Annotated in this window: 22 protein-coding genes; 12 read left to right on the forward strand and 10 right to left on the reverse strand. The window is 56.4% G+C overall.

All coding sequences use genetic code 11. From position 1 onward, the window contains the following. The first annotated feature begins 268 nt into the window (after positions 1 to 268). The 3 genes from ACOYXH_RS07395 to ACOYXH_RS07405 all read left to right on the forward strand — a co-directional run bounded on the left by ACOYXH_RS07395 (position 269) and on the right by ACOYXH_RS07405 (position 4,549). Complete coding sequence (locus ACOYXH_RS07395) at positions 269 to 1,588, forward strand: restriction endonuclease subunit S (RefSeq protein WP_460063905.1); 1,320 nt, start codon at positions 269 to 271, stop codon at positions 1,586 to 1,588. Further along, entirely contained in the window at positions 1,585 to 2,790 is a 1,206-nt protein-coding gene (locus ACOYXH_RS07400; protein ID WP_460063907.1) for an AAA family ATPase, read from the forward strand. Before ACOYXH_RS07395 ends, ACOYXH_RS07400 begins: the two co-directional genes overlap by 4 nt. Before the next feature lie 151 nt (positions 2,791 to 2,941). Further along, entirely contained in the window at positions 2,942 to 4,549 is a 1,608-nt protein-coding gene (locus ACOYXH_RS07405; protein WP_460410461.1) for a type I restriction-modification system subunit M, read from the forward strand. Positions 4,550 to 4,988: 439 nt separating this feature from the next. Here ACOYXH_RS07405 and ACOYXH_RS07410 read toward each other — a convergent pair whose 3' ends face one another. The 4 genes from ACOYXH_RS07410 to rtcR form a co-directional block, all read right to left on the reverse strand. After that, positions 4,989 to 6,443: a tyrosine-type recombinase/integrase gene (locus tag ACOYXH_RS07410; protein ID WP_460063909.1), complete on the reverse strand. Its 1,455-nt coding sequence runs from the start codon at positions 6,441 to 6,443 to the stop codon at positions 4,989 to 4,991. A 291-nt stretch (positions 6,444 to 6,734) separates the two neighbouring features. Beyond that, positions 6,735 to 7,094 (reverse strand): hypothetical protein, encoded by a 360-nt coding sequence (locus ACOYXH_RS07415; protein WP_460063912.1) that lies wholly within the window; start codon positions 7,092 to 7,094, stop codon positions 6,735 to 6,737. 84 nt (positions 7,095 to 7,178) lie between these two features. Continuing rightward, positions 7,179 to 7,448, reverse strand: coding sequence for a hypothetical protein (locus ACOYXH_RS07420; protein WP_460067371.1), 270 nt, complete (start codon positions 7,446 to 7,448; stop codon positions 7,179 to 7,181). Positions 7,449 to 7,569: 121 nt separating this feature from the next. After that, the gene (gene rtcR, locus ACOYXH_RS07425) at positions 7,570 to 9,168 is read right to left on the reverse strand and encodes an RNA repair transcriptional activator RtcR (RefSeq protein WP_460063914.1); all 1,599 of its coding nucleotides are present in this window, start codon (positions 9,166 to 9,168) and stop codon (positions 7,570 to 7,572) included. A gap of 246 nt (positions 9,169 to 9,414) precedes the next feature. Between rtcR and ACOYXH_RS07430 the strand changes: the two genes are divergently transcribed. The 4 genes from ACOYXH_RS07430 (at position 9,415) to ACOYXH_RS07445 (ending at position 12,960) form a co-directional block, all read left to right on the forward strand. Continuing rightward, complete coding sequence (locus ACOYXH_RS07430) at positions 9,415 to 10,641, forward strand: RtcB family protein (protein ID WP_095047605.1); 1,227 nt, start codon at positions 9,415 to 9,417, stop codon at positions 10,639 to 10,641. Between the two features lie 14 nt (positions 10,642 to 10,655). Continuing rightward, positions 10,656 to 11,456, forward strand: coding sequence for a nucleotidyltransferase domain-containing protein (locus ACOYXH_RS07435; protein WP_220558508.1), 801 nt, complete (start codon positions 10,656 to 10,658; stop codon positions 11,454 to 11,456). Continuing rightward, a complete protein-coding gene (gene rtcA, locus ACOYXH_RS07440; RefSeq protein WP_095047603.1) occupies positions 11,453 to 12,478 on the forward strand; it encodes an RNA 3'-terminal phosphate cyclase in 1,026 nt (341 codons plus the stop codon). Before ACOYXH_RS07435 ends, rtcA begins: the two co-directional genes overlap by 4 nt. Positions 12,479 to 12,630: 152 nt before the next feature. Further along, positions 12,631 to 12,960 (forward strand): hypothetical protein, encoded by a 330-nt coding sequence (locus ACOYXH_RS07445; RefSeq protein ID WP_093439361.1) that lies wholly within the window; start codon positions 12,631 to 12,633, stop codon positions 12,958 to 12,960. A gap of 57 nt (positions 12,961 to 13,017) precedes the next feature. Here ACOYXH_RS07445 and ACOYXH_RS07450 read toward each other — a convergent pair whose 3' ends face one another. Beyond that, complete coding sequence (locus tag ACOYXH_RS07450) at positions 13,018 to 13,431, reverse strand: VOC family protein (protein WP_220558509.1); 414 nt, start codon at positions 13,429 to 13,431, stop codon at positions 13,018 to 13,020. 221 nt (positions 13,432 to 13,652) lie between these two features. Here ACOYXH_RS07450 and ACOYXH_RS07455 point away from each other — a divergent pair, with 221 nt between their 5' ends. Then, complete coding sequence (locus ACOYXH_RS07455) at positions 13,653 to 15,464, forward strand: ABC transporter ATP-binding protein (protein ID WP_095124802.1); 1,812 nt, start codon at positions 13,653 to 13,655, stop codon at positions 15,462 to 15,464. On the opposite strand, the gene ACOYXH_RS07460 is transcribed toward ACOYXH_RS07455, so the two are convergent. From ACOYXH_RS07460 to ACOYXH_RS07470, 3 genes are all read right to left on the reverse strand, one after another. Beyond that, positions 15,461 to 16,405, reverse strand: coding sequence for an alpha/beta fold hydrolase (locus ACOYXH_RS07460; RefSeq protein WP_116255307.1), 945 nt, complete (start codon positions 16,403 to 16,405; stop codon positions 15,461 to 15,463). The genes ACOYXH_RS07455 and ACOYXH_RS07460 overlap by 4 nt on opposite strands. Positions 16,406 to 16,517: 112 nt before the next feature. After that, on the reverse strand, positions 16,518 to 17,516 hold the full coding sequence (locus ACOYXH_RS07465) for an NAD(P)H-quinone oxidoreductase (RefSeq protein WP_460063918.1): 999 nt from the start codon (positions 17,514 to 17,516) through the stop codon (positions 16,518 to 16,520). A gap of 61 nt (positions 17,517 to 17,577) precedes the next feature. Further along, on the reverse strand, positions 17,578 to 18,777 hold the full coding sequence (locus ACOYXH_RS07470) for a YbfB/YjiJ family MFS transporter (RefSeq protein ID WP_460410462.1): 1,200 nt from the start codon (positions 18,775 to 18,777) through the stop codon (positions 17,578 to 17,580). A gap of 111 nt (positions 18,778 to 18,888) precedes the next feature. Here ACOYXH_RS07470 and ACOYXH_RS07475 point away from each other — a divergent pair, with 111 nt between their 5' ends. Further along, on the forward strand, positions 18,889 to 19,764 hold the full coding sequence (locus tag ACOYXH_RS07475; protein WP_460410463.1) for a LysR family transcriptional regulator: 876 nt from the start codon (positions 18,889 to 18,891) through the stop codon (positions 19,762 to 19,764). Between the two features lie 249 nt (positions 19,765 to 20,013). Further along, the gene (locus ACOYXH_RS07480; protein WP_095047770.1) at positions 20,014 to 20,409 is read left to right on the forward strand and encodes a hypothetical protein; all 396 of its coding nucleotides are present in this window, start codon (positions 20,014 to 20,016) and stop codon (positions 20,407 to 20,409) included. 49 nt (positions 20,410 to 20,458) lie between these two features. Here ACOYXH_RS07480 and ACOYXH_RS07485 read toward each other — a convergent pair whose 3' ends face one another. Further along, a complete protein-coding gene (locus ACOYXH_RS07485) occupies positions 20,459 to 21,181 on the reverse strand; it encodes a pirin family protein (protein ID WP_095047598.1) in 723 nt (240 codons plus the stop codon). A gap of 215 nt (positions 21,182 to 21,396) precedes the next feature. Between ACOYXH_RS07485 and ACOYXH_RS07490 the strand changes: the two genes are divergently transcribed. Continuing rightward, a complete protein-coding gene (locus ACOYXH_RS07490) occupies positions 21,397 to 22,347 on the forward strand; it encodes a GlxA family transcriptional regulator (RefSeq protein WP_220558514.1) in 951 nt (316 codons plus the stop codon). 90 nt (positions 22,348 to 22,437) lie between these two features. Next, on the forward strand, positions 22,438 to 23,895 hold the full coding sequence (locus ACOYXH_RS07495; RefSeq protein WP_460410464.1) for an ATP-binding protein: 1,458 nt from the start codon (positions 22,438 to 22,440) through the stop codon (positions 23,893 to 23,895). On the opposite strand, the gene ACOYXH_RS07500 is transcribed toward ACOYXH_RS07495, so the two are convergent. Further along, positions 23,872 to 26,760 carry an ATP-binding protein gene (locus ACOYXH_RS07500; RefSeq protein WP_460410465.1) on the reverse strand — a complete coding sequence of 963 codons (2,889 nt, stop codon included), beginning with the start codon at positions 26,758 to 26,760 and terminating at the stop codon, positions 23,872 to 23,874. The genes ACOYXH_RS07495 and ACOYXH_RS07500 overlap by 24 nt on opposite strands. Positions 26,761 to 26,876: the final 116 nt, after the last annotated feature.

The raw sequence follows: 26,876 nt of genomic DNA on the forward strand, positions 1-26,876 counted from the left end.
GGAATCGGGGATGACAGGTTTGCAACGCCTAAGATGTTTTCGTTCTAATTGACGACACGAGCGACCGTCGCCAGGCCTTGGCTGTTGTGCAAAATTTGAAAGATCGCATTCTGCAACGCAAAATCATCGACGATGAACGATTTTGAGAATTTATGAGGTGGGTGAACGTGGCTGGAAAATTCGTACCAGACCAGAATCCATACCTGTGGAAGTGCTCTTCTATGCTCCAACCTCGTCCGACGCTGCGGGATCTCAGGACTCAGCGCTTATGAACCACAAATCGAAAAGTAAAAAGCTGAATGAGAGCAACGCAGACACGTTGGTTCCCCTCCTGAGATTTCCAGCGTTTAGAGAGGCCGAGGAGTGGGCGAATGTTCTATTGAATGAGATCGCCATCCCCGTATTAGATAGGGTCGTAAAGGGCGAAACGTACCCCGTTATAAGTTTTTCTACAGAACACGGATTAGTACAGCAGGATGAGTCATTTGGGAATAAAGCATCAGGCGAAACCCTAAAACGATACTTCAAAGTCGAGCGTGATGATTTTGTCTTCAATGAAGGTGCGTCGACGGGAACTATATGCGGATCTATCAAACGCTTATCTAAGTTTTCAGATGGAATGGTTTCCCCTGTTTATAAGTGTTTTCGTTTTAACTCTAACGAGGTGCCTGCCTTTTGGGAGTATTATTTTGAATCGCAGTTGTTTAGAGTTCAATTGAGTAGTCTCATTGATAAAGATTTACGTGGAGGAAGATTTAATCTCTCTATTAGACGACTTCTATCTGCACGTTTATGGCGGCCTTGCGTAGCCGAACAGAAAGTAATTGCCGGTTTTTTTACAGATTTAGATAAGCTTCTTAGCGCCCAAGTTCGAAAAATAAGCGTGCTCCGGACTGAAAGAAAAGGATTGATGTTGCAATTGTTTCCGTCTGAAGGCGAGGGTCGACCACCTTTGCGCTTTCCGAGGTTTCGAGATGATGGCGGTTGGAAAGACTATTTGTTTGGAGATATCCTAAGAATAACTGTTGGGAGAGAGTTTAAGAGTTCGGAGCATTCTAGCGCAGGGGTACGTCTGCTGCAGTCTAAGAGTTTAGCCGCACGCAAGGTTCAGTGGAGTGAAAGTGCAGTTTATTTGCCGGTTAACTACGAGCGTGAATATCCTGAGTTGATAGTGCGAGGTGGCGATGTCGTTCTTGCTCTAAGCAATCCATTGATCAACGGCGAGCTGAGGCTGGCGAGAGTGGAAAGAGATCAGGCTATATCGATCCTAAACCAGAGGGTTGGCCGCCTTGAAATTGTTAGTGATTTAGTTTGTATGGATTTTGTCTTTCAATACTGTCAGAAAGTCATTAGGGATTTTTATGTAAAAGATATTGCTGGTAAAGGCTATTCGTTGATTTCTTTGAAAAGTTTGTACTCGCAGCGTATATATCTTCCAACATTGCCCGAACAAACTTACATCAGTCAATGTATTTCGTCGCTCGACAATCTGATAGCTATGCATACTAAAAAGCTGGAAAAATTAAATATGCACAAGGAGGCGCTAATGCAGAAACTATTTCCAAGGCTTGATGAGGTCGACGCATGAGCAGGCAGTCGGATTCAATGAATTTTAGATCTCTTACCTCAATAGCTAAGAGATTGCGTAGGGATCTGGTTGGAGTTAGAGCAACGAAGAAGTCTAAAACGAGAAATGCGTATAAAGCGATTAAAGGGAATGACTTTATTCTTCTTTTTGCTCATAACGGCGTTGGCAAGACACGGCTATCGATGGAATTTAAAGAGGTCGGAAAAACTGAAGAGAAGCGCGATACTCTATACTTTAATGCCTTCACTGAAGATCTTTTTGATTGGGATAATGATTTTGCAGGCGACAGAGAAAGAAGGATAAAGTTTAAGTCTCATTCTCAGTTTTTTTATGGTCTTGACGGTATGGGTATTGAAGATCGTATTCGACCTCACCTGCATCGTCACGCCGATTTCAACTTCACTATTGATTATGATGAGTCAGAAATTCGTTTTTTTCGAGAGGAGGTTATTGCTGGTAGAAGCGAGGTGTTAGAGGATATAAAAATTTCCCGTGGAGAGGAGAATATTTTTATTTGGTGTTTCTTCCTTGCCATTCTTGAGCTGGCTGCCGAGGCAGAGCCTGGAGCGCCTTACAGTTGGGTGAGGTTTGTATATATTGATGATCCGATTTCTTCTTTAGATGAACATAATACGATAGCTGTCGCTTCTGGCTTGGCAGCACTGTTAAAGCTGGTAAGTAATAATATAAAGGTTGTGATATCGACTCATCATGGATTGTTTTTCAATGTGATGTTTAATGAGCTCAAGGGTAAAAGATCAATCGGTGGTCGTGTCGAAGAGATCAAAAAGAAATCCTACGTTCTTAATCGGCCTAGTAGGTCGCAGACTTATACACTCCGTGATACTAGTGAGTCTCCATTTTTACATCATGTTGCTGCATTGAATGAGTTGCAGTTGGCAGCTAAAACCGGAGATATTTCGCAGTATCACTTCAATTCTCTTCGGAGTATTTTAGAGAAGACAGCTATTTTCTTCGGGCGGCAACATATTTCTACTTGTTTTGACGGGCACGCCAATAAAGACCTGTTTGTGAGGTTTTTAAACGTTCGTAGCCATTCAAAGTATTCTGTGTTTGAGCCGCAGTCTTTGAGTCGATCAGAGAAAAAAATGTTCCGCGAAATTTTGAATGCTTACATTGATCAGCATCCGTTCAATCCGGCACTGTTCCCCAAAGTTTCTAGAGCGGGTTTGGCCCGATGAGCTGTCTAGCTAACTATTGCACCTTCGGTAACGAGTATGCGGTGCGTCGCCGAGCGAGTAATAAGTATTCAGTTATAGGTGACTGTCAGGCTTATGTGAAATTAGCTAGCGTGGCTTGCCTATTAGCCCTCCCCGCAAGAGTTTATAAATAATGATTGAGCAAAGCCGAGTAATGCTGGGCAAGACTCTCTGGAGTATCGCCGACGAGCTGCGTGGAATAATGAATGCTGATGATTTTCGCGACTATATGTTGTCGTTCCTAATTCTGCGATATCTTTCGGATAATTATGAGTCTGCTGCGAAGGGTAAGCTTGGTCGCAATTATCCGAAATTTCATAATGACGACCGCCATATACCTTTGATAACTTGGTATTCAAAAAATCCTGATCAAGTGCAGGATTTTGAGAGATGTATGCGTTATGAGCTAAATTATGTGATTATTCCACGGCACTTGTGGGGTAATATTGTTGGTTTGGCTCGCAGCCATAGTAATGAACTGCTCGAGGTTCTTCAGTCCAGCTTGGAAAGCATCGAAGCGGAATCTTTCGAGGGCAAACTCAGAGGGTTGTTCGCTGCGGTGGACTTGAGCTCTGATAAACTCGGTCGGACCTATTCCGACCGAAATGCGAAGCTCTGCACGATCATACATAAAATAGCTGATGGATTGGCAGAGTTCTCCACGGAAACTAATGATCTTGGCGATGTCAGTGAGTATTTGATCGGCCAGTTTGCCGCTGGTTCTGGCAAAAGAGGGGGGGAGTTTTACACTCCCCAACAAATTTCTGACGTCCTTGCTTCTATAGTCACGCTCGATATTCATAGTCCAAAGGTTGGGCCTAAGAATAGACTGCTCAGCGTGATGGACTTTGCGTGTGGCTCAGGCTCCTTGCTTCTCAATGTGCGTAAACGCATGCGGTCGTCTGAGATTGGTAAGATGTACGGGCAGGAATATAACTTAACTACCTATAACCTTGCACGTATGAATATGCTACTGCATGGGGTTAAGTATACCGAATTTGAAATTCATCATGGAGACACGTTGATTAATGATTGGTCAACTCTCCATGATTCTGGGGGGGGTGAGAGACCAACTTTCGACGCAATAGTATCAAACCCACCTTTAAGTAGGAGTTGGGCGCCAAGTGAAACCTTAGCTGATGACGTACGCTTCATGAACTACGGTCTAGCGCCTAAGTCTACTGCTGATTTTGCCTTCCTTCTTCATGGGCTTCACTTCCTGAAGGATGATGGAATTATGGCTATCGTTCTGTCGCACGGTGTACTGTTTCGTGGTGGGGTTGAGCAACGTATACGTACAAAGTTGTTAAGTGAAGGTCATATTGATGCGATTATTGGTCTTCCATCTAATTTGCTTTATTCTACCGGTATCCCGGTTTGTATTGTCGTGCTTAAGAAGAGGAGGAGTCCTGGTGATGTACTATTTATCAATGCGGCTGAGCACTTCGTTAAGGGTAAGCGGCAAAATAATATAACAGCCGAGCATATTACAAAAATTACCAGTACCTATCAATTTCGTAAGGAGGAGCGCCGTTACTCTAGACTGGTAACGATGGATGAGATTAAGAGCAATGAATATAGTCTTGCTATTGCTCGATATATTGATACGGCCAATACTGAGAAGGATATTGATTTTGAGGCGTTGAACAATGAGATGGTATCGTTAGAGAGCGAGATTCAAAAAATGCGGGATAAGCATAACATGCTACTTAAGGATTTAGGTTTGCCTGAATTGGTGTGAGTCGTGGGGTAAGCGAGTAGAGGTACCGCATTCGTTGCGTTACTATTGGTGTCTAGTTGTGTTTCTGTGTAATAGTCTTATGGTTTTAGGATGTTGGTTTTTGTTGCGCAAGATTTTATAATTAGAAATCTGGCTTTGGTATTTTGTGGTGAGGGGGCAGAGTTAGAGCCTATTAGGTTTCACCATGAAAGGTTCCGGCTACCCATCAATAATTCTACATCTGAATATTTTCTGCAGTCCTCTTCTTGTAGTGGTCAAATCTATTCAGTATTCATAGCAATAAGCCCCACCTGCTGGCTTCATAGCTCTTCTAGACTAAATTAATACGACTGACTGAAATCGACCACTTCTACCGAATACGACGGGATAGAATTGACCCGAAGCAAGTACTCAGCGATATCTACGAAACTATGAGGAATCCAGCGCTAAAGAATCCTACTTATGAAGGCGGCAAGGATTCAGTGGCGGTGTAGTCTGGAAAAGACATCATTGACTCGGTCGTCGTGTGCTCGTAGGTTGAGGACAACGCGGCACTGAGTCGATCGCCCAACAGGTTCCATGCACGTCTCTTTTCTTCGGCATAATCGTGATGCAGGTAATGGCGTCTCACCCGGGAGCCGGCCAACACATGATTTTGGCAGCGGTCGATGACGTCCAGGCTGACCCCCAAGGCCTGCATCATGGTTGCGCCCGTGCGGCGTAGGTCATGCGGCGTCCAGTCACCGTTCTGGCCGTTGGCAAGGACGAGGGTGTCGTCGTGTCGCCGTCGCGAGAGGGCCTTACGGTTTTTGAACCGGGCTTGGCGGTCACCGACCTGTTTGCTCACCACCTTCACGTCAACATGCTGATCATCTTGCTTGTTGGGGAAGCACCACTGAGAGTCTCCCGTGAGGGTCTTGAGTTCCTGAAAGAAATGCAGGGCAAAGGGTGACAGGAAGACATGGTGGTCCTGTTTCTTGCCGCGGGTGCCTTTGACGTTTTCGCTGGGGAGAAACCAGGTCTGCTGTTCCAAGTCGACATTTTTCCATTCGGCCTGCAGCAACTCGCCAATCCGGCACGAGGTGCCCAGGCTGATCCAGAGTGCAAGTTGGGTCTCCTTCTTCAGCGGCCGAATGCCCTCATATTTTTGGCCGGCGGGGAGGGCGTTGTAATCGGCCGTCATTTGTTGGAAGCGGTTATGCAGTTCCAACAGCTCAGCCGGGGAAAGGATCCGGCTTCTTTCTGCCTCGTAGTCGGCAGGGATCAGGGGGGATATGTCGACCAGCTCAGTTGGATCACCCTCGACCAACAAGGCCCGCCAGGGCTGGCGCTTTCTAGCCCAGCCAAACATTTGGGTGAGGTCGGCGAAGAAGCTGATGGCTTGACGGTGAGCGCCGCGGTTGACCACGGTGCGGATCAGCGCCCGAACATCGTGTTCGGAGACGCTGCTCACTACGGTCTTGCCGAGTGCTGGCAAAAGGTCCTTGTTAAAGCGTCGTTGCAACTCGGCATTGCCGTCTTTACGCGCGACGCCATCCAACAGCCAGGCCTTGGCCAGATCCTGGACGGTCAGTGTTTGCGCCTTCGACGTCTTTACCTGTTCGGCCTCTATATCAGCCGCGGCGTATGCCTGTGTCTTGGCGGTCTTCTTTTGCTCGTTAGGATTGATTTGCTCATCGATGAGCGCCCGGGCTTGGTTGCGTGCCTTGCGGATGTCCGTCAGGGATTTGCGCGGCCAGGTTCCGCAGGCGTACTCTTTGTTCTGCTCGCCCCAGCGATAACGATAGAAAAAGCTGACTGACACGCCGTCCTTGCGGACTGAGATTCGACCGGCGAGATTACCATCCTCGCGGAGGATCCGGCCGGCATCATTGACGGTCAGCGACTCGAGTTCTTTGATGGTGATTTTGGCCATGGAATGGACTCCCCCTACTTTTACCCCCACAAAAACGTCGGCTCTTGATGGACGTTACTGGACTCTCGTAGAGCAGAACACCGCTGGAGCTCAAGTAAATACTAGCTTAGAAAAATCCAGAGTAAAATTTTGGAAGCTTTCAAGAAGTATGAAAAAGGAGATGGGGTGCTAGGGGTCGAGTGTTCGAATCACTCCGTCCCGACCATATAATTCAATGACTTAGCCCAATCTGAAAAGATTGGGCTTTTTCATGCGTGGGGACTTTTGCTCTCTATAGAAGAGCATTCCCCGTCAGCTTCTTCCACTTGCCGTTTTCTGAGCCGAATCGATGCAAAGCGAATAAAAAGTTTTCTGAAAGTCACCCACTACCTGCTCCTGCTTCCTCGCGTCCGACTCCCTAGGCATGTCGTAGGCCTGCCCGATCAAGGCTTTGTACAAACTACCCACATACTCGCTCTCCTTTCCTGCGTTGTCGGCCAGTTCCAGAACGGAAGAGAGGGGCACGCCTCCTTGCCTGGCTTTCATGATGGCTTTGGCCGAATTTTCGACTCGCTGGCACTCTTCCAGATATTCGCTGGGCAAGGGTGCGCTGTGTGCTGCAAAGCTGAAAGTGAGCAGTATTGCCGTTGTCGCCAGAAACCGATTGAACATGGCACGCCATCCCTGAATGTTGGCCGGGAACGTTAGCATTCATGGCTCGGCGCTACCATCTGTTCATCGGCCAAGAGCAGCGGTTCACTGGCTGGGTTTTTTGATATCTGAGGAACCGCTCGAGGTGTTGGCATCCTTCTGTGTTTCGTGTGCCTCGGCACCGGAATTTGATCCGGATGCTTCCTCACCTTTCTTGTCAGCTTTGTCTTCTTTTGACTCGGTTCCACCTTGGTTTACGCCGGGAATCGCAGTGGCTGGAACTGAGGAGCCGCCTGTTTTTTCAGCCGCAAGGGAAAACAGTGGGCACAGTGAAAGCAGGCTTGCCAATCCGATAGCAATCATTCGCTTGTTCATGAGGTTGTCTTCCAGGTCGGGGATGTACTGCATTGGAAGAGCTAACAGGGCGAAGGTGCGGTACATCAGACCAGCGGCATCCGGTCAAGTAAGGTGGCCAGGCGTTATACGTCTCAGAGATCTACGGCGACAACTGGCTCCATTCAATCCCGAACCGGCCCAGGTACTTGCGCAAGCGGTCCGCATCATTAGGCTGCGCCTTGGCCAGGCGTGAGATGCCGAACAAGCGGCGACCGGCATCTGACAGGCTGTCTGCTTGCCGGCAGACCTCAAGCACTGCCCGCAACTGCAAGCGGTCAAACAGATCCATGCTCTCTTCATTCCCTGGCAAATCTTCTGACTTGCTTCCCACTTGGGTCAGGCCCCAGGCATAACGCAACCGCTCAATCTCTTCCTGTACCTGCGCCTCATCAATTCTCCCGCTATCCGCCAATGTCGCCATGCGCGTGATCGACGCAGACAGTTCGCGGAAATTGCCCAGCCACGCCGCTTCGCTAGAGCTGGCGAAGGCCAGATAGCGGCGGCGTGCTTCAAGGTTGAAGCGCACCAATTGCCCGTGCTCACGGGCATGGCGCTGCAACTCGAAATCAATATTCGGCTCGATATCCTCGCGGCGGCCGGCGAGGCCGGGAAGGTCGAACGTCCAGAGGTTGATGCGTGCGTACAAGTCTTCGCGAAACAGGCCTTCAGCGACCCGGCTGCGCAGGTCGCGATGGGTGCCGGCGATGATCAGGAAGTCGCTCTCCACCTCCTTGTCAGAACCCAGTGGAAAGAAGCGTTTCTCTTCAATCGCTTTGAGTAGCATCGCCTGCTCGTCGACGCCCAGTTCGCCGATTTCATCGAGGAACAGCATGCCGCCATCCGCCGCGCGCAGCAGGCCGTCGCGGGCGTTCTGTGCGCCGGTGAAGGCGCCTTTGCTGTGGCCGAACAAGGTTGACATCGCGCCGTCGCCACGCAGGGTGGCGCAGTTGACTTCAACAAAGCGCCCCTGCATCTGATGGCGGTTGCGTTTGAGTTCGTAGATGCGTCGAGCCAGAAAGGATTTGCCGGCACCGGTCGGGCCGATCAGCAACATGGGGGCTTTCGAGCGCACCGCAACGCGTTCGATCTGCTCGATGGAACGGTTGAACGCGGCATTGCGTGTGGCGATGCCGGACTTCAGAAATGCCAGTCCTTCCAGGCGTTTATTGGCAAAGCGTGAGGCGATGCGATCGTATCGCGACAAGTCGAGGTCGATCAGGGCATGGGTGCCGCAGGCGTGCTCGTCTTCGCTCTTGCGCTTGGCGGGGGAGGTCTGGATCAGGCGAGCGGGCAGGTAGCGCGCCTCGGTCAACAGGAACCAGCAGATCTGCGCGACGTGGGTGCCGGTGGTGATGTGGACGAGGTAGTCCTCGTGTTCGGTGTCGAACGCGTAGGCAGTGGTGAAATCGTGCAGCGCGCCGTAGACCTCTTCAAAATCCCACGGATTGCGCAACGACATCGGGTGCAGGCGCACTTCGGTTCCCGGTGAAACCTGCTGGATGTCGGCGCGCACCCGCTCGGCGAGACTGACGTCGCGGGCGTCGATGCCGTGAATCAGCTCAAGCCGATTGATTAGCACATCCGGCTGCTGGCAGAGGCCCACGCTCGGCCGCCAATGGCTCCAGCGATTGGCGCCTTTACCGACGCGATCAAGGGTGGCTCCGATAAAACCGATGGCGACGGTACGTCTATTTTGCATGCTTATCTCAAAAGATAAAAAACGATATCTAATGATAATTTTTCTACGCAGGGTTTGTCGTCAATTCAAACACTCAAAAAGTCGATAGATAATAAAGGTCATTTAAAACAGAGAGTTATGAAGTTTTTTCAGGGAAATTGAAAACCTGGCACGGCCGCTGCTATGTCTATCGCAACGAACAGCAAAACCCAGCGAGACGCCATGATGGCCAACTCAAATTTCTTTAATACGCAGTCGAATAAAGACATGAAAGATCACACTTACCAATTGCTCGAAGTCGCCAACGGCAAACCGATCAAACTCTGGACCGAAGGCGTTCCGGTGGAAAACGAGGCCCGCGAGCAGTTGATGAACACCGCAAAAATGCCGTTCATCTTCAAACATCTGGCGGTCATGCCGGATGTGCACTTGGGCAAGGGCTCGACCATCGGCAGCGTGATCCCGACAGTCGGCGCGATCATTCCGGCAGCGGTCGGCGTCGACATCGGCTGCGGCATGATTGCCGCGCGTACCTCGCTGACCGCCGCTGATTTGCCGGACAACCTGCTCGGTCTGCGCAGCGCTATCGAGCAAGCGGTGCCGCATGGCCGCAGTTCGACCCGTTCGCGACGCGACAAGGGCGCCTGGGATGAGATCCCGCAGCAAGCAGATCAGGCCTGGGCGGGGCTGCAGCCACGGTTCAAATTGATCACTGACAAGTACCCGAAACTGGCCAACACCAACAACCGCGGGCACCTCGGTACGCTCGGCAGCGGCAACCACTTCATCGAAGTGTGCCTGGATGAAGCCAACCGGGTCTGGTTCATGTTGCACAGCGGCTCGCGTGGCGTCGGCAATGCCATCGGCAACCTGTTCATCCAGATGGCTCAGGCGGATATGCGTCAGCACATCGCCAACCTGCCGGATCGTGATCTGGCCTACTTCGAAGAGGGCAGTCAGCACTTTGATGATTACGTGGAAGCGGTGGGTTGGGCGCAGGACTTCGCCAAACAGAACCGCGAGCTGATGATGCGCGCGGTGATTCAAGCGACACGGCAGATTATCCGCAAGCCGTTCGAAGTGGCGCTGGAAGCGGTCAACTGCCACCACAACTACGTGCAGAAAGAGCTGCATTTCGGTGAAGAGGTACTGGTCACGCGCAAAGGTGCGGTGTCGGCGAAGAAGGGCGAGCTGGGGATTATTCCAGGCTCGATGGGCGCCAAGAGTTTCATTGTCCGCGGCCTGGGTAACGAAGAATCCTTCAGTTCCTGCAGCCACGGCGCCGGCCGCACCATGAGTCGGACCAAGGCCAAGAATATGTTTACTGTCGAGGATCAGATTCGCGCCACGGCCCATGTGGAGTGCCGCAAGGACGAGGCGGTGATCGACGAGATTCCGATGGCCTACAAGGACATCGACAAAGTCATGCACGCCCAGCGTGAGCTGGTGGAAGTGCTGCACACCTTGCGTCAGGTGGTGTGCGTCAAAGGATAAAAGGAAAGCAAGTCATGGAACTGGAAGAGCGTCACCCGCTGTGCGCCACGATGCGCGCGCGGGTTCTAGCAGAGCTTGCGCGGATAGAACGCGAGCGCAATGTCACGGTGTTGTACGCCTGTGAGTCCGGCAGTCGGGCCTGGGGTTTTGCCTCGACCGACAGCGATTACGACGTGCGGTTTGTCTACGTGGAGAAGCCCGAGTGGTTCGTTCAGGTCGATGCGCCGCGCGATGTGATCGAACGTCCGCTGGACGATGAACTTGATGTCAGTGGTTGGGAGCTGCGCAAGACCCTCGGATTATTGCGCAAATCCAATCCGACCTTGCTGGAGTGGCTCGACTCGCCGCTGGTTTATCGCAGTGAAACCGCGCAGGTGGCACAGCTGCGCGAACTCGCCGAAGCGTTCTACAGCCCGCCAGCAGCGCGCAATCACTATCTGTCGATGGCAAAGAAGAACTTTCGCGGTTACCTGCAAGGTGAAACCGTGCGTTTCAAAAAGTACTTCTACGTGCTGCGACCATTATTGGCCGTGCGCTGGATCGATCAGGGACGAGGCCGGCCACCGATGACGTTTGCCGACCTCCTGACCACCGTCGACGACCGCGCGTTGCTCGATGAAGTCGACGAATTGCTCGCCCTTAAACGCAATGCCGATGAGAGCGCCTATGGGCCGCGTCGACCGGCGTTGCACGGGTTCATCGCGGCCGAACTCGAGCGCGAAGTGCCCACATTACTCAGAACTCAGGAAGACTCGCGACGGCTGGATCAGTACCTCCGGGATACCGTCGGGCTGTATGCGCAAGGAATGCCATGAAACAGGAAGTGATAGAACTGGACGGTGCCATCGGTGGCGGCCAGGTGTTGCGCAGCGCCTTGAGCCTATCGATGGTGACAGGCAGGGCGTTTCGCATTAAACAGATTCGTGCCAGGCGCAGCCGTCCGGGACTGCTGCGCCAACACTTAACGGCGGTGATGGCGGCGGCCGAGGTGTGTGGTGCAACGGTTGGCGGTGCACATTTGGGTTCGCAAGCCTTGAGCTTCGAACCCGGCGCGATTCGCGCTGGCGACTTTCAATTCGCCATCGGCACGGCCGGCAGTTGCACACTGGTGTTACAGACTTTGTTGCCAGCACTGTTACGGGCACCGCAGGCGAGTCGGCTGCGGATTTCCGGTGGCACGCATAACCCGCTCGCGCCGCCGGCCGATTTTCTCACGCGCAGTTGGCTGCCGCTGCTGCGCCGCATGGGGGCCAACGTTGAGTTGGACTTGTTGCGCCATGGTTTTGCCCCGGCCGGCGGGGGCGAGATTGAGGTGAATGTGCAACCGGCGAACCTGACGCGACTCGATCTGTGTGACCGTGGCGAAGCGATTTCACCAAGCGCGTGGGCTCTGACCGCCGGGCTTGGACCTACGGTCGCCCAACGTGAGCTGAGCCGAGTGGCCAAGCGATTGAAGCTTCCGGCTACGGCGCTGCACTCTGTGACGCTCGATCCGGCTCGCGGGCCAGGCAACGTGTTGCTGCTGGAGTACGCTTTCGAACACGTCACCGAGGTGTTCAGCGCGTTTGGCCAAGTGTCATTGCGCGCAGAGAAGGTTGCCGATGCTGCGATTAGTCAGGCTGCCGACTGGTTGCGCAGTGGCGCTGCGGTCGCTGAGCACCTCGCCGATCAGTTGCTGTTGCCAATGGCGCTGGCCGGTGGTGGCTCGTTCACCACGCCGCGAATGACCGAGCATTTGCACAGCAATATCGCGGTGATCGAGCTGTTCTTGCCGGTTCGTATTGATTGTCGCGAGGAGGGTGCCGATCGACTGCGCGTTGAGGTCATTGTCAATTGATCGGTCATGAACGGGGCGACGGGATTTTATCGGGAAATCCTGTCGCCCTTTTTTTGGCCCGCAAAAAACTCTGAAAAGGCGGCAAATTGCTGGCCCCCGGACGTTCGCTTCCCCGGCAAAATCGCCTTTTTTCAAAAGGTTAGGTGGGCTCTATGCGGACGATTGTTATCACCGTTGCAACGCTTTCCCTGGCTGTCTTCGCCACAGGCGTGCAGGCGAAAGAGTTAAGCAAAAGCCATCGCTTTGCCTGCACCTGGGGTTCGGATATCGCTGCCGGTGCTCAGCAATCGAAGCTGTCAGGCGTCTCGCTGTATGGCGCGCGCAAACAATTGCAAGTGCGACGATTCCAGCAACCGTGGATGCGTATGACCGCGATGGGAATCACCGAGCAAACCTACAACAGCACGTCGAAGCTCAAGCCTGCAGCTGTCAAGCAGACCTATTACGAACAATGTGTACGCCACGAATTGGCCCAGCGCTGAAGCAAAAAGCCCAACCTGAACCGGTTGGGCTTTTTCATGGCTGACGAAATTTCAGCGTCACTTTTCGCTTTCGCAGTTGACCATCCACGACACGCCAAAACGATCGACCAGCATGCCGAAGCGCGCCGCCCAGAACGTCGCTTCCAGCGGCATGTCGATGCGGCCGTCGCTGGCCAGTGCGTTGAACACGCGCTCGGCTTCGGCGATGCTGTCGACGTTCAGCGAAATCGAGCAGCCACTCATGCCCTGAGTCGGGCGATCGGGTGTGGTGTCCGAGGCCATGATCATCTGCTCACCCACCTTTAGACAGGTGTGAATGATCAGGTCGTGGTGTTCTTCGGGCACGTGTTCGGCGGCGGGCGTTTCGCCGAACGTCATCATCGCCTCAAGCTTTCCTTGCAAGGCTTGCTCGTAAAAGGTGAAGGCCGCGCGGCAATCTCCGTTGAAGATCAGGTAGGGATTGATTCTCATGTCTCTGCTCCCGGCAGTCAGGCGCGGAGCGGGCGGGTGTCGCCGGGTTCCGCGTAGGGCGGTTAAACCATAGCAGAGCGTTGGACGCCGGAAAGGGCAGGGTCTTCCAGATGTTTTTGTTCTGAAAAGCACGTCGACGATAACGCGGTCGTCGTTTGAAATTCAGTCGTAGCGCTGGAGTACCATGACGCACAATCATCACCTGCAGAGTCCAATGCCCCATGCCTGATCTATCGCGCTTCACGTCCTTGTTCGATCAGGCGCAGCGAGCCTTGCGCTTGGTCTGGGGGACATCGCGTGGCTTGTTTCTGGGGCTGGTGCTGGCAACGTTGGTTGCCGGTTTGCTGCCGGCACTGGCGGCATGGTTGGGCCAGCGGATTGTCGATGCGGTGGTGGCAGCGATGCAGTTGCACGCGCAGCACGGCAGTGCGCCGCTGTGGCCCGTGTTGCGTTATGTGTTATTGGAGGCCGGAGTGTTGGCGCTGTTGTCCGGCACGCAACGGGCACTGTCGGTGCAGCAATCGCTGTTGCGGGTGCAGCTGGGGCAGAAGGTCAATACGCTGATTTTGCAGAAAGCGCAGACCCTGTCACTGGTGCAGTTCGAAAACTCCGAGTTCTACGACAAACTGGTGCGTGTCCGTCGCGAGGCTTCGACCCGGCCACTGGCGCTGGTCATGAAGTCGTTGGGCTTGATTCAGAACCTGATCATGCTGATTAGCTTCGGGGTGCTGCTGGTACATTTTTCCCCTTGGGCGCTGGCGTTGCTGGTGGTCGGTGCGTTACCGGTGTTTTTTGCCGAAGCGCATTTTTCCGGTGACGCCTTTCGTTTGTTTACTCGCCGTGCGCCGGAGAGTCGGCAGCAGAATTACATCGAAACCCTGCTGTCCCACGAAACCTATATTAAAGAGGTCAAGCTATTCGGCTTCGCGCCGCTGTTACTGCAACGCTACCGCGACACGTTCGCCAGGCTGTATGCCGAAGACCGCCGTTTGACTTTGCGGCGCGATGGCTGGGGTTTCGGCCTTGGCCTGCTCGGTACTGCGGCTTTTTATGTGGCCTATGCCTGGGTGGTCATCGATGCCGTACATGGCCAGATCAGCCTTGGTCAGATGACCATGTATCTGGTGCTGTTCAAGCAAGGCCAAAGCGCTGTGAGCAGCAGTCTGAGTGCGATCAGTGGCCTGTACGAAGACGGCCTCTACCTGACCAGTCTGTATGAATACCTGGCCGAACCGGTTCAGGTCGAAAGCGGCCACCTGACGGTCGGCGTCTGCCCGGGTGATGGCTTGCGTTTCGAGAACGTCGGTTTCCGTTATCCGGGTGCCAGTCGGCCAGCGCTGGAAAACATTGATCTGCAACTGGTGCCAGGCAAGAGCGTGGCGCTGGTCGGCGAGAACGGCTCGGGCAAGACCACGCTGATCAAGTTACTGACCCGGCTCTATCGTCCTGATCAAGGGCGCATCCTGCTCGACGGCAGCGATTTGCAGGATTGGCAGGAGACCGCGTTACGTCGACGCATTGGGGTGATTTTTCAGGACTACATCCGCTACCAGTTCAGCGTCGGAGAAAACATTGGCGTTGGCGATACCCTGGCGTTCAACGACGCGCAGCGCTGGAAGGAGGCCGCAGCCCAAGGCATGGCGGCTCCCTTCATCGAAGGGCTCGACAAGGGTTATGCCACGCAGTTGGGACGCTGGTTTGCCGGTGGCCAGGAATTGTCTGGCGGGCAGTGGCAGAAGATTGCCTTGTCCCGCGCGTACATGCGTCGTGATGCCGACATTCTGATCCTCGATGAGCCAACGTCCGCCCTTGACCCGGCGGCCGAGGCGGCGGTGTTCGAGCATTTCAGCCAACACAGCGAAGGTCGCATGACGTTGCTGATTTCCCATCGTTTTTCCAGCGTGCGCAATGCCGACCACATCATCGTGCTGCAACAAGGCCGGATTCTGGAGCAGGGCGGCCACGATCAATTGATCGCCGCCGCTGGGCATTACGCGCAGCTGTTCGATTTGCAGGCTCGCGGCTACCGTTAAGTGTCCCGCCCGTTGCGCACGGTGGCAGGTCCGGCCACCCGGGGGGGCGGTTTGCTCTGCATCAGGCTGTCGAGCGCCTTGCGGTAATTCTGCCCGCCGAGCGCCATGCTGTTGTTGTGCGTCGCGCCCGGCACCAACAGCAGGCGCTTGGGTTGTTGCGCGGCGTTGAACAGTTGCTCGCTGAAGCGCGGCGGCACGAAAGCGTCAGCTAAACCGTGGACCACCAGCAGCGGCATGTGGATATCAGCGATCTTGTCGATCGAGTCGAATTTCTGCGACAGCAGCCAGCGCACCGGCAGCGAAGTGTTGGCCACCGACGCGGCAACATCCGCCAGCGTGGTGAAAGTGGACTCGATCACCAGCCCGCGCACAGGAAGCGCGGAATGATCGCGAGCGGCGGCCTGGCCGAGTTCAGCGGCCAGATCGATCGCCACGGCGCCACCGAGGGAATGTCCGTAGATCAGGCGTTTGGCTGGGTCCGGTTGCAGCAGTTTGAAGCGTTCCCACGCCACCCGCGCATCTTCGTAAACGCTGCTTTCCGACGGCAGATCACCATGGCTCTTGCCGAATCCTCGGTAGTCGATGGCCAGCACTGAATAGCCCGCAGCGCGCAGTTGCTCGATACGGAACAACTGCCCGGTGAGGTTCCAGCGCACGCCATGCAGATAGAGAATGGCCGGCGCATTGGCTTTTTCCGCCGGCCACCACCAGGCATGAATGTTTTCCCCGGCCTTGAAGCTCTTCGGTTGCAGGTCGAGTTCCTGCACGCTCCCGGGCAAGCCGCGATACCAACCGGCGGTGCCCGGTTCGATGCGAAACAGCAGTTTGCGTTCGGTGTGTTCGAGCACGGCACAACTGGTCGGCACGCCGATTATCAGCGCGGCCATGCAGGCAAACGCCAAACGGCGGCGTCGCAGACGCGTCATGAAGGACAGGAACATTAAACGTTTCACCCAGGCGCAGATAAAAAAGGCTTTTTACCAGATGCCTCGGTCTGCGCGTGAGTTTTTCGACCACCGCCCCGGCGCAACGATTACCAAATGCTGCAAAGACTCACACGACCTGCAGAACGATCTTGCCGATATGGTCGCCAGCCTCCATGTGCGCGTGAGCCTGAGCGGCGTCGGCGAGCGGGTAGACCTTGTCGATCATCGGCAGGCAGCGCCCGGCAGCCAGCGCCGGCCATACGTGCTCGCGCAGTTGATCGGCAATCGCAGCTTTTTCAGCAGCGGTACGGGCGCGCAAGAGGGAGCCGGTGATCACCGCACGTTTGGCCATCATTGCCAGCAAGTCAAAGTCATTGGCTCGCGCGCCGCCGAGGAAACCGAGCATGACCAGACGGCCATCCATCGCCAGGGCGCTGACGTTATCGTTGAGGTACGAGCCGCCCATTATGTCGAGGATCACATTGACGCCTTGGCCTGCGGTTTTCTCGGCGATGACTGCCGCGAAATCCTCATCGCGATAATTGATCGCTTCGCCACCGAGATCGCGAATCGCTGCGCATTTGTCCGGGCTGCCGGCGGTGGCAAACGCTTCAATACCGAATTCGCGGCACAGCATCAGTGCGGTTGTGCCGATGCCGCTGGTGCCACCGTGAATCAGTGCGCGCTGACCACGACTGGCGCCGCCGAGGCCGAACAGGTTGGCCCACACGGTAAAGAAGGTTTCCGGGATTGCGGCGGCGTGCACCCAGTCCAGACCGTGTGGAATCGGCAGGGTCTGGCCGGCGGGGACGGCGCAGTATTCGGCATAACCACCGCCGTTGGTCAGCGCGCAAACTTTGTCGCCCACGGCGAACTGATTGACACCCGCCCCGAGCGCCACGACTTCACCGGCGACCTCCAGCCCGGGAATCGGGTTCATGCCGGGTTTCATCGGGTATTTGCCGGCACGCTGCAAGGCGTCCGGCCGGTTGATTCCGGCGGCGTGTACGCGGATCAGCACCTCGCCTTCTGCGACAGCTGGAAGCGCCACGCGTTTGGGTTGCAAGACGTCGGGGCCACCGGGTTCGCTGATTTCGATTCGGGTCATTTCGTTGGGCAGGGACATATCGATTCCTGTTGGCATAAGTTCTGTAGATGGGAGCGTGCTGTGCAAGCAATGATTCCCTTCAATTTGCACAGCAGCGCGACTCAGTAGGAGCGGGCAACCATTTCATGGCTTGCTCCAGCAGCAGCGCCACGACGATTGCGCCAGCGGCAATGACGAACAACAGCGCGTGATGACCGCCGCTGGCATTGAACAGCGCTGAATAGGCAAATCCGGCCAGCGCCTGAAAGGTGGCGAATGACACAGTGGCACGGCTCCAGGCGATCTGCTGACGATGGTGTTCCGGCACCAGCTCATGCACTCGCGCCAGAGCCAGCGGCACAATGCCGGGCGGAAATGAACCAAGAATCACCGCCAGCAACGCCAGCGCCAGAAACGAGTGAGTCATTGCCAGCAACCCAAGGACAATCGCCTGCACCACCAGCACCAGGCGAATGCCGGAGCGTGCGCCAAGCTTATCGGCAAGAAAGCCATAACTCACCGGGCCGACAATTGCGCCCAAACCGTACATCACCCAGATCAGCGCGCCGATATGCGCCCCGGCACCGAGTCCACGTGCCACGTAATCCACCAGAAACACCATGGCCGGCACCAGTCCGGCGGCCATGAAGGCGTATTGGGCGAACAGCAAATACACACCGCGCGGTGTCGGTTCTGCGGACACCGTTTCTTGCGCAACGACCGGGTGCGGGAAATCGGACGGCCAGCCGAACCAGCTCAGCGCCGTCAGCAACAAAGCCAACGCCCCCAGGCCCAGCCATGTCGCTTGCAAGCCGAGGCTCAACAGCGGCGGCACCAGCGTCCCGGAGCCGGCAATGCCAAGACCGATGCCGAGAAAGATCGCGCCACTGGCCAGCCCTTTACGCGCCGGCGGAACATGCGGCAGTACGGTCGCGGCCACCAGCACCATGATCGCACCGCCGGCAATCCCCGACAGCAGTCGCCAGCCGAAGAACCAGCTCACCGACAACGGAAACGCGCAGGCAAAAAATGCCGCCGTGACCACCAGCATCATCAATCGCAAGGCATTTTTATTGCCGAGCTGGCGCGCTGTCGGCCGGCCGAGCAGGGCGCCGATCAGGTAGCCCACCAGATTGGCCGCACCGAGGTAGACCACATCGTTGGCGCTGAACCACTGCGCCTCAATCAGCGAAGGGATCAATGGGGTATAAGCGAAACGCGCCAGCCCGATGCTGACCAGGCTGGCGCAGAGCCCGGCGAAGATCGGCAGCCAGATACCGGTGGAGGTTGAAGTGCGCATGATAGCGATCTCGCGGAAGGTTTATGGCGTTCAGCATATCGGCTATTGTTGCTGCGTTAATGCGGCGATTTAGCGTCGCTGCGATGCGAATTTGCATCACTGGGAGGCAGCATGAATTGGGATGACGCACGGGTATTTCTGGCCGTTTGCCGCGAGTCGACGCTACGTGGCGCTGCGCGGGTTCTGGGGGTGGATCAGGCCACTGTCGGGCGACGGATCACAGCACTGGAAAAGTCCCTGAGCGCGACGTTGTTCCTGCGCACCTCCGACGGCTACGCGTTGACCGCTGTCGGTGAGGCGGCGCTCAGGAGTGTGGAGAAAATGGAGCATTCGGCACTGGAGTTGGAGCGGCAGATTCAAGGTCTGGACGATCGCCTGACCGGCACGGTGCGCGTCAGTACCACGGATTCGCTGGCGATCGACTTTCTGATCCCGGCCATCGCCCGTTTGCACGAGCAGCACCCGGACGTACGAGTGCAACTGGATGCGTCCACGCAGATCCTCAGCCTGGCCAAGCGCGAGGCGGATATCGCGGTGCGCAACACCCGGCCGGACAATCCTGATCTGATCGCTCGGCGAATCGCCCGATGGCCGGTGGGCTTGTTCGCCTCTCAGGCCTATATAGACGCCAATGGCGTGCCGCAACCGGACACTGCGTTTGAGGGGCATGATCTGGTGGTCTATCAACCGTATCTGCAAAGCCAAAAGGACCTGACCCTGGTGTCGGAACCGCTAAGTCGCGGCCGCATCGTCGCCAGCCTCAGTTCCAGCTTGCTCGTTCGCCGGTCAATTGCGGCTGGGTTGGGTGTAGGAGAAATCCCGGTGTACATGGGTGAGCGCGATGGTCTGATCAGGCTCTGGCCGGAGCGCACTCGACCATTGCCGTATGAAGTGTGGTTAGTGACCCACGCGGATTTGCGGCATACCGCGCGGGTGAGGGCGGTGATTGAGCAGATTGTCGACGTGTTCGCGTCGGAGAATGACTAGGCAGATGTTCTTTTGGCAGGGCTACAAGCTCTGACGAAACGGCCTACATCAGAGGCAGAATCTCCCGGCTTGTGAGGAGGTTGGATGGGGCCTATTGTTTCGTCATGTCGGTGAGGGGCGCAGGGCTCGCACTGATGTTGATACCAGGGACGGTATCGGTAAACCCAGGAAGGTGTCGAATTGAGAACCACGGAATTCAGTCAAAACCCAATCAGTGACCTTGCGAGCAAAGGTCGGAATACTCAAGCCATGAACGCTATCAGTCGTGAAGAATTCAATGCCAGGATCGAGACCATTGAGAGCAGGATGGACGCTCGGGTCGAAGGTGTGTCGGCGAGAATCGATGCTTATCTTTTGACTCAGGCGGAGAGGGACAAACGATACGATTTGATGTGGGACGGCGTACAACAAATCGCCGAAGACTCAAAAGAAGCCATCAAACATGTCTCGACAGTGAAGGCACATTACTGGGCGACGACCGCCGTCCATTTTCTCGGAATGATCACCGTCGTCGTAGGGGCGCACTTTGCCAATCAAGCAGCGGTATTAACCACCTTGCAGACGACACTCGCGGCGATCCAGATCGGCAAGGATATAAGTGCACCAAGACCTGCTTCGCAACAAGTACCCGAATCACCACAATAGAAAACGGCCTTCAAAGAAGGCCGTTTTTCGTGAGCATTGAAACACCGCATCATGGCATTTCTGGCAACTCCTGCGGCCGCAAGTCGAACACCAGCACTTCGGCATCGACACCATTGCTCAAGGTCAGCAACTGTTCTTCGCGAACCCGTACGCCGTCACCTTCCTGCAACGACTGGCCATTGAGTTCAACACTGCCGCGCGCCACATGCACGTAGGCATAACGGTTGGCTGGCAGCTCCAGCGTGGCAGTTTCTTTACCGTCGAACAGCCCGGCAAAGACCCGTGCGTCCTGACGCACTTTCAGCGAACCGTCGTTGCCGTCCGGCGAGATGATCAATTGCAGGCGACCACGTTTTTTCTGTGCGCTGAAATGCTCCTGTTGATAGCGCGGTTTGGCACCGCTGACATCTGGCACGATCCAGATTTGCAGGAAATGCACCGGTTTGGTCGCCGAGTGGTTGAACTCGCTGTGCGCTACGCCGCTGCCGGCGCTCATCAACTGCACGTCGCCCGGGCGAATGACCGAGCCGGTGCCCAGTGTGTCCTTATGTTCCAGTGCGCCTTCCAGCACGTAGGAAAAGATCTCCATGTCGCGATGCGGGTGCTGTCCGAAGCCTTTACCAGCGGCAACGCGGTCGTCGTTAATCACCAGTAGATCGGAAAAACCTTGCTCACGCGGGTCACGGTAGCTGGCAAAGGAAAAGGTGTGAAAGGACTTCAACCAGCCATGATTGGCGAGGCCACGATCGGAGGCTTTGCGAAGGGTCAGCATGATGAAATCTCCTTGTGGGACGTGAATTCGTCCGAGTGAGGAGAAGGTTACTGTTTACTGTACTGCGCAATAAGTAGATGAAAATTGAAAGACTGTCCCTGTCAGGTTGACAGTTTTGCGATAGCCTTCACACAAAACTTTTGCGCTCAAACGGCTACAGTTGGCCATAATGTCTGGTCCGTATCATGTCTCTTTGATTGAAGTGATGTCTTCCCATGAAAACCGTGGCAATGGTGCTGTTTCCCGACTTTCTTCTGCTCGACATGGCCGGGCCATTGGAGGTTTTTTCGGTTGCCAATCGCTACCTGAAACCCGAAGCGCATTATCAATTGATCACCCTTGGCACCGAAGAGGGCCCGCTGCGGGCGTCAAATGGTGTGATGGTGCAGGCCGACCGGATCATTGGCGACGACACCGAGCGTTATGATTTGCTGCTGGTGCCGGGAGGCCCCGGTGCCTACAACCAGCAGTTCCCGTCGTTGTTTGCCTGGCTCAAAGATGCAGTCCGGCGGGTCGAGTACTACGGATCAATCTGCACTGGCGCTTTTGTCCTGGGGCACGCCGGTTTGCTTGACGGTTACCGTGTAACCACGCACTGGAACTACACCGAACGCCTGATCAAGGGGTTCCCGAAGGCCCATGTCACGACCGATCAGATCTATGTCGAGGATCGCAACCTGATCACCTCGGGAGGTGTTACGGCGGGGATCGATATGGCGCTGGCCGTGATCGCCCGCGATCACGGCAAGAAGCTCGCGCAGGATGTGGCCAAAGTCCTGCTGGTGGTGATGAAGCGCCAGGGCGGGCAGGCGCAGTTCAGCCCGTTGATGGCTGCCGTGGCACCGCAGGAAACGCCGATTACCCGCGCGCAGAGTTACGTGCTGGAACACCTCGACGAAGCCTTCACGGTCGAGCGCATGGCGGCGATTGCCAATATGAGCGCGCGGCACTTCGCGCGGGTGTTCACCCGCGACATCAACATGACGCCGATGGAGTTTCTGCAAAGTGCGCGCATCGACTGCGCACGAAACTTGCTGGAAACCAGCGATCTGCCGCTTAAAACCGTGGCTTACAAAAGTGGTTTCGGCAGTGTGCGGCACATGCGTTCGTTGTTCGCTGAAAAGCTCGGCCTGACGCCCGCGCAATACCGCGAACAGTTCAGCTAGAGCGCTGTTGTCCGTCTGGCGCACCCGTATGTCCGAATTGAGTCTCGTGTAGCGGTTGTCGCGTCATCTGAGGCTGCCAATATAGTTGGCATGGATAGCCTCATCGATTTGAACACGGCGTCGGTGCTGCATTTCGGCCCCTACGCCTTCCACCTGCGCCAACGGCTGATACTCGACGGAGATCGGCCTTTGCGCATGGGTGGTCGTGCGCTGGATATTTTGCAAGTGCTGGTCGAGCGTGCCGGGCGAGTGGTCAGGAAGGAGCAATTGATTGCCCTGGTTTGGCCAACGTCGGTGGTCGAGGAGATCAACCTGCGCGTGCACATCGCCGCGCTCAGGCGTGCCTTGGGTGACGGCGAAAACGGTCAGCGCTACATCGTTAATGTGCCGCAATGCGGTTACAGTTTTATCGCCCCGGTGCGCTGCGACAGCGTCGCGCAAGTGGTCTTCGAGGGTCTGCAAACGCCCGAACATAATCTGCCGGCGCGATTGACCCCGGTCGCCGGGCGCGACTCGCTAGTCGGCGGGCTGGTGCGGCAAATGCCGCTGTGTCGGCTGATGACCGTCACGGGCGCGGCTGGTGTGGGTAAATCCACTGTCGCGTTGCGGGTCGCGGAACTGCTGTTGCAGTACTACAGAGACGGCGTGTGGCAGATCGATCTGAGCTTGATCGACGACGACACACCGCTGCTCGATCAGGTGCTGGGCACCCTCGAAAGCGATTTGCCCGGACTGTCCACTCGCCATGCGTTGCTGCTGCTGGATAACTGTGACCACCGTCTCGCCGCTTGCCGGGCAGCGGTTGAAACGTTGCTTGAGGCCGCTCCCCGGCTGTCGATTCTCGCCACCAGCCGCGAGGCCTTGCAGGTCGGTCTGGAAACCCTTCAGGGCGTGCCACCGCTGACCCTGCCGAAACGTTCCGCAGGCGATTGCATCACTGAAGCCATGGGCCATTCTGCGGTGCAATTGTTTGTCAGCCGCGCTCGGGCGCGACAGCATGATTTCTGCTTACGTGAACAGGATGTCAAAGCCGTCCTTCAGATATGTCGCCAACTCGACGGTTTACCGCTGGCGATCGAACTGGCGGCGGCGCAGATCGATGCCTTGGCATTGGTCGGCTTACAGGCGCAAATGAGCAATGGCCTGCATGTGCTCAGCCATGGCCGGCGCACGGCGGTGCCGCGGCACCAGTCGATGCAGGCGGCACTCGACTGGAGCTATCAACGCTTGAGCGAGCAGGAGCAACGCGCGCTGCAGCGTTTATCGGTGTTCAAAATGGCGTTTACCCTGGAGGCGGCACTGGCGGTGATCAGTTGCCCGCAACTCGCGTCGTCGCGGCTTGCCGCGATCATTGAAGGCCTGACGTGCAAGTCATTGCTGGTGGTGGAACGAGGCGGCAGTGCAGGCCGATACCGAATGCTCCACACCACTCGCTGCTATGCGCGCAAGCAACTGGAGCGTTGCGGTGAAGGGATTGATCTTGAGCGCCGGCATACGCTCTATATCAACCGGATACGCCGGGCCTCAGGCGTGCCTGTGCTCGCGTAGTTCGTCAATGAGCAAGCGTACCTTGCGCAAGTCCGGAGTCGCGTAGCCTTCGGTGAAGCGCTGATAGATCGGCGTGAGCAAATCCAGCGCCTCTTGGCAGCGCGATTGGCGCCGCCAGAGTTGCGCCAGTGAGGTGGCACTGCGCAGTTCCCAGGCGAGCGCGCCTTGGCTGCGGGCGATGGTCAGCGATTGTTGCAGGAGTGCTTCGGCTTCCTTGAGGGCCTCTTCGCGAGCAGGCTTGCTCCCACATGGGTTCTGAGTACACCCAAAATTCCTGAGGGAGCGAGCTTGCTCGCGAAGGGCCCCGTCCAGGCAATCCGGATCGTCTTTCAATAACGCAGCAGCCCGAGCCCGCAAAATCTCCGCCGTGCTCCATCCCGCATCACCACTCAGCGCTCGCTCAAACAGTGCGTCATCCACAAAGCGGTCATCCAGCGTCACCATGATTTCACGAATCAGCCCACTGCTGTCCTTCGGCACGGGCGTGCTGGTTTGCGTGTCGATCACCTGCGCGTAATGTCGCGCCCACGTGTTGAACAGCAGCACCGAATGCTTCTGCGATTGTTCCAGCAGCAGTTGCAACAGCGCCCGGGCGTTCTGCTGATCGCCGTTGTAATGAGCGATCAGGCAACTGGCCAGTGCCAGGGTGTAACAAATCGAGGTGCCATGGTCGATCTGCACGGCAATATCCAGGGCCAGTCGCGCCGAATGCCACGCTTGCTCCGGCAATCCCTGCATCCATAGCACCCGCGCCAGCACCGTCAGCGACGCGACACTCTGGTCGTACTGCACACCAAAACCGTGGGTGAAGCGGTTGACGTGGCCGCTGTGCGCCATGCGCTGCAGCACCTGCTCGGCATGAATGCGCGCCTGCGGCTGGTCGCCGGCATAGTGCAGGGCCAGGACCCGTAAACGGTGGGTGCTCAATGACAGCAGTGGGTCGCCGTGCACGCCGAGGCGATCGAAGTGCTCACTCTGCGCCAGCGCCATGCGGTAGTGTCCGCAACTGAGGTTGACCGCCATGTGTCCGGACACCGCGCGCAATTGCCCGGCGACGTCGTCGTGCTCAATGGCCAACTGGCGAGCCTCAACGAACGCCTGGATGGTTTCCGGGGTGCCTCCCCACGTGTGATAACAGGCACTGCCGAGGGCCAGTTTCAGGGAGATTTTCAGACGCGGGCAGGGTTCGCCGAGTTCATCGAGCAGGCTCAGCGCCCGCCGCACATAGCCGCCATACTCCTTGAGCAGCGACAACTCTTGCCACAGGGGCGCCGACGCTGCTGTCAGGCGAATTCCCAGACTACCCGGGCCGACACCGTTCAGGCTCCAGTCCAGCGCCGCGCGCAGGTCTTCCAGCCCTCGGGCGTAACGCTCGATCCACAAAGCCGTCGGTGTCATTTCCCAATCGCTTTGCGCCTGTTGCATCAATGCCAGGCAGCGTTCGGCATGGCGTTCGCGGGTTTCTTCGCATTCGGCGGCGTGCTCGAGTTTTTCCAGTGCATAGCGGCGGGTCGTGTCGAGCAGACGATAGAACACCTCTTCGTCACCGACTTCGACGCTCAGCAGGGATTTCGCCACCAGTTGGGTGATCGACACAAACACCACGCCGGGGTCGATTTGTTGGCCGACGATTACCGCCGCTGCGGACTCCAACGTAAAACCACCGCAAAACACGCCCAGACGGCGCAGGCAGGTTTGCTCGCAAGGGTCGAGCAGGTTGAAACTCCAATCCAGCGTGGCGCGCAGAGTAAGGTGTCGCTCAAGACTGCTTTGATTACCCGCTGCCAGCGGTGGCAAACGGCCCTGCAGTTGGCTCAGCAACCCTTCCAGGCCCAGTTCGGCGACCTGCGCTGCCGCCAGCTCCAGCGCCAGTGGAATACCGTCGAGTCGGTGGCAGATTTCGATCGCTTGCGGCAACTGCGCATCGCTCAGTTCAAAGCTTTCCTGCGCGGCCGTGGCCCGTTCGATGAACAGTTGCAGCGCCGAATATTCCAGCGCTTGCTGACGATTCAATGTCGCGTTCATCAATGGGTATTCGAGCGAATCGAGACGCTGCACGAATTCGCCTTCCGCCCGCAGGCTCTCGCGGCTGGTGGCGAGGATATGCACCTTCGGCGCGCCGCGCAGAATGCTTTCGCTGAGCATCGCGACGGCATCGATCAGGTGTTCGCAGTTGTCGAGCAGTAACAGCATCTGTCGCTGTTGCAGGCCATTGACCAGCGCCGCCAGCGGATCGCCTTCGGGGAGTGCCAGATCGAGCAGGGCGGCCAGGTGTGAGCAAATCAGCCGTGGATCGTTGAGCGGTGCCAGGTCCACCAGCCGAATACCGTCGCGGTAATGCCCGATCAACTGCTCGGCCACGCGCAAGGCCACCGTGGTCTTGCCGATCCCGCCGGGGCCGACCAGGGTGATGCAGCGTTGGCGCGGTAACTGCGTCATCAAGCTATCGACCAGCGCTTGGCGGCCGATCATGCGCGTGCGCCGCAAGGGCAAATTGTGCCGACCGCCAGCATCGCCCACAGGACGCTCCTCCATGGATTGCGGTAGAACCGGGGCGACGAAACTGTAACCGCGTTGCGCCACGGTGATGATGTAACGCTGGCCGGCCTGACCGTCGCCGAGGGCTTTGCGCAGTGCCGCCATGTGCACACGCAGGTTGATGTCCTCGACCACGCTGTCCGGCCAGACCCCAGCCATCAGTTGTTGCTTGCTCACCACTTCGCCGGCATGGGCCAGCAGAATCAGGAGGATGTCCATCGCCCGTCGGCCCAGGCGCAATGGCTGCTCGCCTTCGAGCACCAAGCGTTGGCCGGGATGAATCCGATAGGGGCCAAAACCGAGGGCCTGATTCGGGGAAAGACTCAACAGCTCACTCCTGCGGTGCTGCGGCGGACAGAGCGGAGTAGGGCCGGGCGCGTGCGCAGGCCTTCTATTCCGGGGTGTCCCGGCATAATCCTCAGGTTTGAGCGTCAGTGCAACGG

Source organism: Pseudomonas sp. Mb7 (genome assembly GCF_054790525.1).